Source organism: Aciduliprofundum boonei T469 (assembly GCF_000025665.1).
Lineage (GTDB): Archaea > Thermoplasmatota > Thermoplasmata > Thermoplasmatales > Aciduliprofundaceae > Aciduliprofundum > Aciduliprofundum boonei.
Map to the genome: position 1 here is coordinate 1,012,021 of NC_013926.1, position 11,666 is coordinate 1,023,686.

Annotated in this window: 11 protein-coding genes; 1 reads left to right on the forward strand and 10 read right to left on the reverse strand. The window is 40.1% G+C overall.

Annotated features, from left to right (window positions below):
• Window positions 1–5: 5 nt before the first annotated feature.
• Entirely contained in the window at window positions 6–2,555 is a 2,550-nt protein-coding gene (locus tag ABOO_RS05320; protein ID WP_008086590.1) for a DNA-methyltransferase, read from the forward strand.
• A 155-nt stretch (window positions 2,556–2,710) separates the two neighbouring features.
• Here the strand turns inward: ABOO_RS05320 and ABOO_RS05325 are convergent, their stop codons facing one another.
• Genes ABOO_RS05325 through ABOO_RS05370 form a run of 10 tightly spaced genes read right to left on the reverse strand, consistent with a single transcriptional unit; the run spans window position 2,711 to window position 11,664 of the window.
• Window positions 2,711–4,411: a VirB4 family type IV secretion system protein gene (locus ABOO_RS05325; RefSeq protein WP_008086573.1), complete on the reverse strand. Its 1,701-nt coding sequence runs from the start codon at window positions 4,409–4,411 to the stop codon at window positions 2,711–2,713.
• Window positions 4,405–4,812 (reverse strand): hypothetical protein, encoded by a 408-nt coding sequence (locus tag ABOO_RS05330; RefSeq protein WP_008086568.1) that lies wholly within the window; start codon window positions 4,810–4,812, stop codon window positions 4,405–4,407. The genes ABOO_RS05325 and ABOO_RS05330 overlap by 7 nt, the downstream gene beginning before the upstream one ends.
• Entirely contained in the window at window positions 4,812–5,552 is a 741-nt protein-coding gene (locus ABOO_RS05335; protein ID WP_008086584.1) for a hypothetical protein, read from the reverse strand. The genes ABOO_RS05330 and ABOO_RS05335 overlap by 1 nt, the downstream gene beginning before the upstream one ends.
• Complete coding sequence (locus tag ABOO_RS05340; protein ID WP_008086596.1) at window positions 5,536–6,804, reverse strand: hypothetical protein; 1,269 nt, start codon at window positions 6,802–6,804, stop codon at window positions 5,536–5,538. Before ABOO_RS05340 ends, ABOO_RS05335 begins: the two co-directional genes overlap by 17 nt.
• On the reverse strand, window positions 6,805–8,022 hold the full coding sequence (locus ABOO_RS05345; protein WP_012997315.1) for a hypothetical protein: 1,218 nt from the start codon (window positions 8,020–8,022) through the stop codon (window positions 6,805–6,807).
• Window positions 8,023–8,025: 3 nt separating this feature from the next.
• Window positions 8,026–8,988: a hypothetical protein gene (locus ABOO_RS05350; protein WP_012997316.1), complete on the reverse strand. Its 963-nt coding sequence runs from the start codon at window positions 8,986–8,988 to the stop codon at window positions 8,026–8,028.
• The gene (locus ABOO_RS08085) at window positions 8,985–10,013 is read right to left on the reverse strand and encodes a hypothetical protein (protein ID WP_012997317.1); all 1,029 of its coding nucleotides are present in this window, start codon (window positions 10,011–10,013) and stop codon (window positions 8,985–8,987) included. Before ABOO_RS08085 ends, ABOO_RS05350 begins: the two co-directional genes overlap by 4 nt.
• Window positions 10,010–10,936, reverse strand: coding sequence for a hypothetical protein (locus ABOO_RS08090; RefSeq protein WP_012997318.1), 927 nt, complete (start codon window positions 10,934–10,936; stop codon window positions 10,010–10,012). The genes ABOO_RS08085 and ABOO_RS08090 overlap by 4 nt, the downstream gene beginning before the upstream one ends.
• Window positions 10,933–11,181, reverse strand: a complete 249-nt coding sequence (locus tag ABOO_RS05365) for a hypothetical protein (RefSeq protein ID WP_012997319.1) — start codon at window positions 11,179–11,181, stop codon at window positions 10,933–10,935. Before ABOO_RS05365 ends, ABOO_RS08090 begins: the two co-directional genes overlap by 4 nt.
• Window positions 11,182–11,664 (reverse strand): hypothetical protein, encoded by a 483-nt coding sequence (locus ABOO_RS05370; protein ID WP_008086492.1) that lies wholly within the window; start codon window positions 11,662–11,664, stop codon window positions 11,182–11,184. It lies immediately after the preceding gene.
• Window positions 11,665–11,666 lie beyond the last annotated feature (2 nt).

Genomic DNA, 11,666 nt, shown 5'->3' on the forward strand with positions numbered 1-11,666 from the left:
TTAACATGATTAAAAGAAATAGCTTGGAAATAATCGAAAGTTTTTTACAGAGGTATAATATCAAATTAAATGTAAAAAGATATCTCAAGAAATATTTGGTGGATTCAGATGAATATCAAGAGCTTCCAGATGATATAATTGATAGAATTATTGCTGATGGTTATAATCAAAACAGTGACCTTGTTAAAAAGATAGCTGAGTATTTTCTTAAAAAATACAATATTTATTTTGGAAGAATTCAAAAAGAGCAACTGAAAAAGTTTATAGATTATGGGTTTCAAAAAGATTTAGATATTTTAATTCAATTAATTCATCAAGACCTTCCAAAAGATTTGGATATACATAAAGAGATAGTAAAACTTATAAAGGATAATGGTCTAAAAAATGATCCTACTCCATATATAAATAATTTAAAGAATGCTATTAAAAAGAGAGATGAGAAACGTATTACCGATTATCTATTGTTTCTTTACTCTCGTTTAGTTAACCTAAATGAAAGAAAATATATGTCTCTATATTCTATATTCAAGGAAAATGAGGCAGAAATAAGAAAGGAACTTACTAATTTAGATTATCTTAAATTAAAAGAATATTGTGACGATAAAACTAAATTAAAAAGGGAAGAAGCTGTCAAAAAATTTAATAGTGCGTATATGAATTTGCTTGAAAAAGAGAGCGGAGAAATAGAGAAAGCAGGATTGATTTATTTTGTGGTAGATCAAAAACTTTTTGACCATTTCAAAAATGAAAAAGATTTCTTCTCGTACCTTTTTGAATTGATTAAAAAAGCATATTCTGAGTTGAAAAATCATAGAACATTAGCAATTAAGGTTCATAATATTTTTTCAAGAGGAATCAATATAAAATGGAAAATATATTCTTATTTAACAATTTATGCGGAAAAGTTTAGGAGAGAAAAAGAAAATAGAGGATACTACAAACCCTGGGAAATTTGTGAAGATGTATTAAAACACAAATTTAAAATCTATTTGAATGAGTATGATAGAAGAGTATTAACGGATTTTTATAAGAATGATCTTCCAAAAGGATATCTAAAAAGAAGTAAAAAGTTACAAAATAAAGAAGTTATAGAAACCATAGAGTTTTTCAAAAAAATTAACTATGGTTTTTCTTTTGAAGATTGTTTTATACTAAAAACAGATGAATTTACTAAAAATTCAAAGGGTATTGAATTTATAAAGAATGAAAATGAATTACTACTAATCTTTAATAAGCATCAATTTGATGATAGAAAAATTCCCTGCCCTGTGTGTGGAGGATTAAAAATTTCAGGAAATTCATATCCTCAAATTGGAGTTAAAAGCTGGGAATGTAAAAATCCACTATGCGCTGCTAGAAGTAAAACAAATAGAGGAAAGAGATATTCCAAGAGATCTATATTAATGCAAGAAGCAGCCTTTGACTTTTCTAAGGAGAATCAAATACCAAAAGAGCTTATTAAGGTATGGAGAAAAGATGTGGTATTGGAGTGGAACTATAACTCACTGTATTCTATGTTGGTAAAATATTTTACTTTTGTTGGGGATAAAATAATTCTATTAAATGCAGAAAAGCCAAAATTATTTAGTCTCATAGCATCAAAGGAGAAGCGAATACCACAAAATATGCAAACAAGAGATTTTTTAGATTTTTCTGTTAAAAATAGAAACGAGTTTGATGCTTTTTTCAATTCTCAATTTTTCAAATTATTTTTGTATAAAAAAGATGATTATAAATCTTCTAGTTTAAATTTGAATTTAAATATGGATAACAACAAGATGAAGATAATTGTAGGTGATAGCTATAAGGTTTTAGAACTATTTAAGAACAAAATAACAAATATGGTTACTTCACCACCATATTATAATGCAAGGGAATATTCTAAATGGGACAATCTATTTAATTATCTTAACGACATATATAACATTATTTTAAAGGCACATGATGCTTTAATTAAAGGTGGTGTGTTTTTTTATAATATAGGTGATATTTTTGATAATGAGAATATAATTGTAAAATCAAAGATGGGTGAGAAAAGAATCCCCTTAGGTGCATATACTATTTTGATTTTTGAAAAAGCAGGTTTTGAGTTATTAGATGATATAATTTGGTATAAAGGTGAACCTCAAAGTAACAGGCATAAGAATGATGGAATGTACACACCTTACTATCAAAGACCAACCAATTGTTATGAACATATGTTTATATTTAAGAAAGAGGGAGATGTAATCATAAATAAAGATAAGGATGAAATAAAAATAAAGAGTAACATTATTAAATTTGCCCCTGTGGTTAAAATTGGTAAAGGTGGAGAGAATAGGTATGGGCATACTGCACCTTTTCCCAAGATGATCCCGTTACTATCTATTTCCACCTTTACTAACCAAGGAGATATTGTACTAGACCCTTTCTCTGGTAGTGGTACAACACCAATAGTTGCATCTATAAATGGGCGTAAGGCTATAGGCATTGAAATTAATAAAGAATATGCATTGCTTTCTATAAAGAAGGCAAAGGATGAAAACTTAGATGCTGAGTTAATAGATCTAAATTGATTTATATTGATCTAGCATATAGTAAATTAAACACTAAACTCATAAGAGGTTTATTTCTTGTATTTATTTACCCACTATATAAGATGAGAAGCTTCAAATAAAGTAACAAACTTAAAAATAAACATTATTTCTCTCAATTAGAAATTAAAACATCATCAAGCAATGAATTTATCTTCTTCTTCCGAAGCGTATATGCGTATGGGAACTTTCACCACTCCCAATCTCAACAGCCCAACGGAGTATCCCGCCTCTTTCGCATTATGCCTTATGGTTATGTATCTCTCCTCTTGGGGAACGAACTTGTAGAACTTTCTCACATCTTCGGATATGTAATCGTGATAAAGGAGAAGGTGCATTTCGGTGTTTTCCATTATGGCCCTTGTGTATTTGTTCAAGAAGGCATCGTTTGCCGATTGCGTTAAGAGGGTTAATCCCGTTTGAAAGTGCCTTGTGTGCCTTGCCATCCAACTCAACATCTCCGCAGCTCTTTCGTGGCTCCAGAGATGATGAACCTCATCCACATATACCAATTTCTTCCTGTCCTCATACTTCTTCATCTTTATGTGTGCGTATATGTAGTCAATAATCATAGTCATGAAGAATGCGAGAAGATTATCTGGGACATCTCCCAAGTCAAAATTAACTATGTCCTTCTCCATCTTGAAATTCGTTTTTCTATTGAGGAAAGCGAGAGAACCTTTCTTGAATATCTCCAGAACCATAGATACTCTCTTTAACTTCTCCTCCTTGGCACAACGCTCTATCAAATCTTCCATTATCGGATGTTCGTTCTCCCTGTAAAGCTGGTTCAGGATTACATCCAAGAGAGCCATCTCCTCCCCGTTCATCTGGAAAAGAGTTTCTAACATCGCAATTACACTTCTCACCTTGTTTGCCACTTCCTCTCCTCTCAATTCCAGAGGGTTTATCACATGTTTTCCCTGCCAGAGATTTATGTTTATTCCTCCCAGAGCTTTGAATGTCCCAGCGTTCTCGCTCAAAGGGTCTATGGCGTAAATCATCACATCAGGATTGACATTGTAAGCCCTCAAAATCGTGAGTTTCTCAAAGTAAGATTTACCCGAACCTGTCTTACCGAAAATGAGCATGTTTTGTGAGGGTAAATAAAATCGATCCACGAAAACGGGTGTGCTGTTTATGTCGTTTATCCCGTAGAGTATCATGTCCTCTCCTAACACTCCCGCAAACTCGGAAATGAAAGGAAATGAGGCAGTTATGACATCGGTATGAACGAACCTTCCCTTGTAGTATGGGATGTTCCTGTCCATCATGGGTAGCGTGGATTTGAATATAGCCCAAACCCTGTAATAGCCCTTGATTAACTTGAAATTCATGGCTTGTAATGCACTTTCTATTTTCCCCAGAGTTTCCTCCGCTTCCTTGTAGGTTCTTCCCTTTACCGCGATACTGAGGGTTAGAAAGTATGCGTGGGTTTTCCTTGCGGAGATTAAATCCTTTAACTTCGATAAGGAATCATACTCTAATTTGAGTTTAGAATACTTTGGCGATGTTTCTCCCGTTGTTAGTAATTCTGCCTTTATGTTCGTCAAATCCGTGTGTATGAGAGCAATTGCCTTCTCATCCTTCAACCTGTCCAGATGTAAGCTTATATCCACATTCATGTATGAGGAGAGCAAGTTCCTCAAATAGCCATATTCTAACATCGTGGGGTATTCTTTCGGGAGAAGTGGGAAGATGTATAACCTCTTGATTTTCGCTTCTATGTGGTTCTTGTAAATCTCTATCTTTGGTTTTAGAACATTCTTTAAGTTGATTGGCTGCAATCTCAACCTCATCTTTTCCTTGTCAAAGATTATGTCCTTCTTAATTACCATTCCTCATCCCCCCTCGCTTTCTCTATCAGAGCGTCCTTGATTGCCCAATAACCCAGCATGTTTATGAAAAACGATGAAAGGTATGCTCCAAGAATGTATGCTTGAAAGCGTGGAGAGAGTGAAAAGAGAAGAAAGAACATCCCCGTGAGGAACGGGGCTATGTATCTGAACTTACCCGTGATTTCCTCCCTGTAATTGAGGAAGGTTATCAAAACCCCTCCTATTGCGAGAAGGTAGAGAATAGATGAGGCGATTATGCTTGTCCAAGCGATGAAGAAGAATAAAACCGATGAGAATAGAGCAATCTTGTAAAACTCCTCTGGGCTAACTCTCCAATCTATATCAAACGGCAATCTCTTTACTTTCTTTTCTTCCTTCTTTTTCTTGCGGAATAGTCCCATCACATCACCTCCTTGTAGATGTTGATTAGTTCCTGTCCTTTGAGAACCCTGTATCCTATGCCCATGTTGGTTAGCCCTACGGAGAGAATATCAATTCTCTCTCTTATCTTGTCCCACGCAATCTTTGCCCTTACTTCCTTCTTTCCCGTTATCTCGAAGGCATTTACTCCCACGACTATGAAGTATCTTTGAATGTATAGCCCCTCGCAAGCTTCTCGGATTAAGTCCTTGTAATCGTTTGCAGTTGGGGTATCATTGACAACCGTATCTAAAAACGGCTGGTAATTCAACCTCTCGGTATGAACAACGAACTGCAACGGGAAATCACAGGAATTTAACATGCTTTCGTATTTGAGCAATAATCCTATCCTATCCTCATCGCTCATGAATGCGTAGCTTATGCCATTCACTTCCAAAACGGAAAAGTAATACTTCCCGTTGAAAAGAACCTCTCCGAAATAGAGAGATAATGGCAAAGATGGGATTTCGTTCTTCATTCGGAGTTTTAGGTATTGCCAGAATTCTAAACCATCGAATTTCTTAAACGCCATTATAGCCGATAAGGGCAGGAAGAAGATTAGGAGATACATCGCATGAACCAGCATGGATAAGCCACTGAACACTCCTAAATACATCACGAATTTTAGAATGTCCTCTATCTTTATCGTTCCAAACGCTATCTTCCTGCCGAGATTTTCCGGTACTGCTGCGTATTTCAAGTTCTCATCCTCCACCGCCATTATTTCTCCTCCTTAAATAGTCATAAGCGTGGTACGCAGTCCTTCCTATCAGATAAGCACCTGTTCCTACCGCTCCCGCAGTTGCTCCTCCAAGAGTATTCCCGTGTGTCTGGTTGAAAGCTCTATGCCCAATAGCAAAGCCATGCGTTCCTGCTGCCGCATACTTTCCTGCTGCCTGTCCCAAACTTCCTTTGAGTGCCACAGCTCCAACCGCTCCACCGCCAGAACCACCCGTTATCGTTGCTCTCTCCGCTCCCTTTATCGCTATCATGTTCATCAGTCCAGCCCCAACGGTTAGCCCTCTGGAGAGATGTTCTCCCGCTCTGCCAAATCCTATACCAGAGAGGATGAACGGCTCTTTTGCGAGGAGATAAATAGCTCCAACGGAGATTACCATACCAGCAATCACGAAGGTTATGTGATTTGCCACAGGCCCCACAAGCATTAGGGGTATTATCATCACGAAGGGCAAGAACACCAAATCCACCGCCAAGAACCACAACCTCTCTCCTATGCTGGTAGTCCAAGGAGTGAGCAATAATACGGCAGCAATCGGTAAGAGAACGATAAGCACGGCAAAGAGAACATCCCTGACTACCACAACCATTAACAGCATTAGGGTAAAATCCACAGATAAGAAACTCCAGATGTATTTTAAGAGGAGTTGCTCAAGGGTTGAAACAAGAAATGCAGTTGTTGGTGGTTGTAATTGAGATTTGATGTAATTGTAGAATGTGGGTTCTTTCCACGCTCCCAAAGCCCCGATGTTTATGTTGTAAAGAACCATGTATGCGTATTTGCCCATCATGATTAGGTAATTCACCACATAAATGCTCCCGTATGCAAGGATTAACGCTATGATTAATCTTGGGATTATGCTCTTTAACCTTCCAAAGAAACTCTCGAATAAATCGGCATAGAGATACATTAGCCCCACAATCCAAAGCATGAACACTATGAGAGCATTTACAATCTTCTCCACGATTACCCCGTTCAAGTATATGGCTGCACTCATCATGCCGTGTATTCCCGTCGTGGATACATCCTTGTAGTTCGGGAGATTGAGAAGGTTTGGAAACAATTCCGAAGGTCTCATGAGATAAAGAAATCCTTTCCATGCCATGTCCGCAATCTGATAGTTGAGGAACATGGCAAAAAAAGTTAATGCAGCCGATACCGCAATCGCTATGCCCCACCAAACTGCTGAGTCCACACCGAAAAGCCCTTCCTCCTTTTCCCACACAATCCTCATTTAGCCACCTCCGAAGACCCAATTGACGAGTTCGAACATCGCTGGATAACCAAGCACGATTATTGCGAGGATGAGAGTTCCCACGCTCACCTTCCAGAGCATTTCCTTCGCTAACATCTTCCTCTCCTCGCTATCGCTAAACCATAGTATTCCCTCTCTAACCCAAGCCACCGCTACCAAAAATCCCGTGAATGCAGCTATGCCCTGCCAAAATGGAGGGTATTGTTCGCTTGTGGAGTATGCTCCATAGTTGTAAGCGTATTTCTCATCCACATTCTCAAATATAACATAGGGAGAGTTGTTGAACGCTTCTCCCTTCCCGTTGTTCTCAAAGGCAATACCGATGTGCGAGTTCCTTATGTAGATGTAAGAGTTGTTATTTCCACGAAGAATGAAACTCACATTTCCTTCCACTATGCCTATTCCTCCATAAGTCCATTCACCATCCCCGTATGAATAATACTTGTTGTTGAGCATCATATCATGATTGAAGAAGAACTCATCCACATTCTCCAGCCACAAATCTGGGGTATGGCTATCTATGATACACACGCTATTGTCATCGAAATTAACCACTCCCACATCACGAATTACAATTCCCGGTTCTTCTACGAGGGAATTGCTGCTTATGTCCAGAGAATCACCCATGAAACTGACATCCGAACCCTTGCCCCCGTCCAATTGAATGGGTGTGCCTTCGGAGCTGTCATACACATAGTTGTAGAAATCTATGTCCGTAAATCCGTTTGCGTTGATTTGTGTATCGTAGAGCCATCCTATCTCTTGGTTGCCGTTTTCTGGATTAGTGAATTGTAATCCGAAAACTACATATTTGCAGTTCTGGACTATTATCGTGGATTTCTGAAATCCTGTAAAGCCGATTACATAGTTATACACATTCTTGACTGTTATAGTCATGGATTGCGTGGAGAGATGAAGCCATCCCGTTGCCGTCTTCTTGTACATGTAGATGTTGAAAAGCAAAAGAGGTTCTCCGTTTATGTATGTTATCTGGACAGGGTCATGGTGTATGTTCCCGTTGCTGTCCATGTAATTGCTCCAATCTGCCCAAGTGTCGTATGCGTCTTGGTCTCCGTCTATTTCCAGAGTGTTCTGGTTGATTATCGTGGTATCTGCCTTTGCGTTCTGCGTGGGTATGAGGAAGATTAAAAGAGAGGAAATGATTAAAATTCCCACAATGAGAGCTTTTGCCTTCATTTTCTACCACGCCCCTACCAGCCATCCCGCTATAATCCACATAGCACCCAATACCGCTATGGCAACGATTATCGTCCCCACGAATGCGTTTAGAGATTTCTCTTTCGCCTTCTTTTTCTTGTCTGGGTCGCTGGAAAAGTAATTCACCGCCACATTCACCCAGAGTATAGATATGATTATTCCTCCCGTGATGGATAGGAGTTCCTGCATTCTCTCCACTTCATACTCCACATAAGTTTGATTTACCGCTCCCGTGTGCCCAAACCAGCCACCGAGTATGCCAAAGAAACCTCCTCCACCGTGCCACGATGAACCTCCTCCCCACCAACTTCCTCCTCCACCGCTCCAACTACCACCTCCGCCACTCCATCCACCTCCTCCCCACCATCCGCCAGAACCACCAGAACTGCTCTGCTTGTTGTAGGTGATGTTTAGATATACCCAATCTATGTAGAAATGCCCACTTGCCCAACCGCTACTCCAACCAGCTTTTACCTCTACCCTCTTTCCTACATACTTCTTGACAAAGCTCGTTATGTTCATAGTTCCGATTTCCCACTTGCCCCTTGTTGTAGGGAAATATTGCTTCGTTCCCGATATGTCTAAATAAATTCTCAGGCTTTGAGAGTAAAGAGAATTGTAATACTTCATGCTCAAAGTTGCGGATTTTATCAGGGTTGAGTTTATGTCTGGCAAGGTTAAGTATTGATAGATGTAGGCATAAGCATATTCTACACCCTCGCCATAGTGGCTATGCGTCCAAAAATACGCCTCTCCATTTTGGAAAACACATCCCACATAATACCCTTGATAATCATGATATCTTGCTACACTCCAATTCCCACCACCGCTATCAAAGCTCGGATTTTTTAGAAACTGCTCCGTCACGATTTTTGCATGTGCCCCTCCAACCACAAGCATTCCGATTAAGAGCAGGGAAATTAGCAGGGTTGTAATCCTTTTCACAATATCACCCCCACTATGTCAAACGCTCCTACTGCCCATCCCGCAAGGAGCCATATAGTTCCCAGCACCGCCATGGCGATTATGAGCGTTGCGAGGAGAGCTTTTAGAGCGTTCTCTTTTGCCCGTGATTTCCTATCGGGGTCATCGGAGAAGAAATCCAGCGCCTCTTTCACCCAGAGAACACTTATCACAGCACCGCCAACTATGGCTAATGCCCTCTGGATGTTCCCCACCACATACTCCACATAGGTTGCGTTCCCAGAGGTATTACCTGCAAACCAAACTCCTCCACTTCCATGCCAAAATCCTCCTCCTCCACTCCAACCGCTACCGCTTCCCCACCAGCCACCAGAGCCACCTCCACTCCAAGAGCCACCATTGCCCCACCAACCTCCGCTACCGCTTGATGATACCTTATAAGTTATCGTGAGAGAAACATTGTAAAGGGTTGTTTCCACATACTTAAGCTTAGAACCACTTACTATGTGCAAACCTGCTAAAACATACAAGGATTTTCCAGCATATTGCTTTACAATATCCGTTAAATTTGCTGTGTATATCTTCTCATAAGCCATACCAAGTTGGCTTTCCCATCCCTCATTTGAAACATTGTATCCATCCTTTACAGCCACCCAAACATATTCCTTTGTACTAGAATCTTCATCGGCTTCATAATCTAACGAAAAAGTTGCGTTTATTATATCTCCATTCGGGATGTTAATCTTTTGCCAAATATAGCCATACCCTTCACCTAAAGTTGTCTCATCATCACTTCTCGCTTGAACCACATCATACCATCGTCCTTTGTTGGAGTAATGGTATAAAAGCCAATCTATGCGCGAATCTCCCGCATGTGTATAAGTCCAATAAGCGCTATTGTTCGAAGATGTGAAGGTATTATCTTGAACTAATTGCTCCGTTTTTATGGTCTCTGCACTCACTTTTCCAGAGGATAAGAGTATGGATGTCAAGATTAGTACCACGAAAGATAGTGCCTTTCTAGATTTTCCTTTTCCAGATTTCATATCACAATCACCTCCGAAGCTCCAACTACCCAACCAGCTATCATCCAGATTGCTCCCAAAACTGCCAATGCGATTATTAGCGTCCCCACAATAGCAAGGAGCGTGTCATCCCTTAACCTCATCCTTTTATCAGGGTCTCTGGAAAAGTAATCCGTTCCCACTTTAACCCACAATATCGCTATCAATCCCGTTCCAACTATCGCCATAACTCTCTGGATGTTCGCAGCAACGAATTCTACATAGGTTTGATTTCCCCCTCCTTTTCCAAACCACAATCCGCCACCGCCGAACCAAGTTCCTCCTCCGTGCCACCAATATCCTCCTCCACTAACACTACTATCATAAATAACCTCCAAACTCAGAGAGGTTATGTTCATCCTAAAACTATAATCCCCGTTGGAAGTATCGTAATCTATGTATGCCCCGAACTTGAAAGTCAATTTTTGCCCCGTGTAATTTGATAAAAAGCTCGTTATGTTAATATTAACATAAGCACTTCCTCCATTCGTGGCAGCCACGGGTGCCCACGAAACCTCTTTCCATAACCAAACACCCGTAGAATTAACAAATCCTACAACATACCTCATGTTTATTTGGTCTATGAAGTGTATCGTGATGGTAGCATTTTCGATTTCATAATTTGGAACTTGTATCTGTTGCGAAATGAGGGCATAAGAGGGGTCCGTGTCCGAGCATTGAGCATTAAAGTTTGAGTGGTAAAAGTAAGCATAGCCATCTCCCAACCTTATTACCCAACTATCTCCATAAGGGCCTCCTTTTTCCGTGTCCCAATATTCGTAATTATCACTTGCTTTGAAATCTGAATCTTGAATTAATTGAGAATTCACCAATTCTCCACTAACATAAGGAACTTGTGAAACGATTAATCCCAAGATAACCATTACCAGCACCATCTTTCTCATCCCACAGCCCCCGTTAGCCATCCTGCAATCATCCACAACGCACCCAATACTGCCAGAGCAATTATTAGCGTGGCAACCACAGCTAAGAAGGTACCATTTCCGTGCCAACTCCAATACGCAAGGTGCTTCGCAAAGGTGCTATCCCTAACTATGTCTTCGGTTTGTGGGCTACTGCCCTCTGCCGTTATAGAAACAAAAGAAAGAGAGAGAACGAAGAAAGCCAACAGAGAGGTTGCCTTTCTCATTTACAAAGCCCACACTAGTAAGCTGTTTGGTAGGATTATCTGGGTTGCGCCAACCATCCAGCCAGCGATTGCCCAGATGGCTCCGAACACAGCCATTGCTACGAGGATTGTTCCTACGAGTGCCTTGATTGCGTCTTCCTTTGCCATTGCCTTTCTCTGTGGGTCATCGCTGAAGAAATTGATTGCCACTTTAACCCATAGGATTGCTATGATTATACCGCCGATTATTCCAAGCAGTACGAACAGCTTTTGAGTTATGTTCGATATGTATTGTGAGCCGTTCGCTGCCTGTGCTGCGTTGCTGGTTGTGGCGTCCACGACTGCATAGTAGATGTTGCCTTGCATTATGTCCTGAACATACTCTATGTTCATCGTGTTTATCACTTCGGCAGATACGAATCCGCCGAGGGCAAGAGCCATCAGGAAGGTTGCCAATACCAAGCTCCTTACCTTGTTGTCCTTCTTCTTCTCAAGCTTCTCCATTT

Coding starts and splice junctions, on each gene's coding strand:
- ABOO_RS05320 (WP_008086590.1), top strand. CDS start 6: ATGATTAAAAGAAATAGCTTGGAAATAATCGAAAGTTTTTTACAGAGG.
- ABOO_RS05325 (WP_008086573.1), bottom strand. CDS start 4,411: ATGGTAATTAAGAAGGACATAATCTTTGACAAGGAAAAGATGAGGTTG.
- ABOO_RS05330 (WP_008086568.1), bottom strand. CDS start 4,812: ATGGGACTATTCCGCAAGAAAAAGAAGGAAGAAAAGAAAGTAAAGAGA.
- ABOO_RS05335 (WP_008086584.1), bottom strand. CDS start 5,552: ATGGCGGTGGAGGATGAGAACTTGAAATACGCAGCAGTACCGGAAAAT.
- ABOO_RS05340 (WP_008086596.1), bottom strand. CDS start 6,804: ATGAGGATTGTGTGGGAAAAGGAGGAAGGGCTTTTCGGTGTGGACTCA.
- ABOO_RS05345 (WP_012997315.1), bottom strand. CDS start 8,022: ATGAAGGCAAAAGCTCTCATTGTGGGAATTTTAATCATTTCCTCTCTT.
- ABOO_RS08085 (WP_012997317.1), bottom strand. CDS start 10,013: ATGAAATCTGGAAAAGGAAAATCTAGAAAGGCACTATCTTTCGTGGTA.
- ABOO_RS08090 (WP_012997318.1), bottom strand. CDS start 10,936: ATGAGAAAGATGGTGCTGGTAATGGTTATCTTGGGATTAATCGTTTCA.
- ABOO_RS05365 (WP_012997319.1), bottom strand. CDS start 11,181: ATGAGAAAGGCAACCTCTCTGTTGGCTTTCTTCGTTCTCTCTCTTTCT.
- ABOO_RS05370 (WP_008086492.1), bottom strand. CDS start 11,664: ATGGAGAAGCTTGAGAAGAAGAAGGACAACAAGGTAAGGAGCTTGGTA.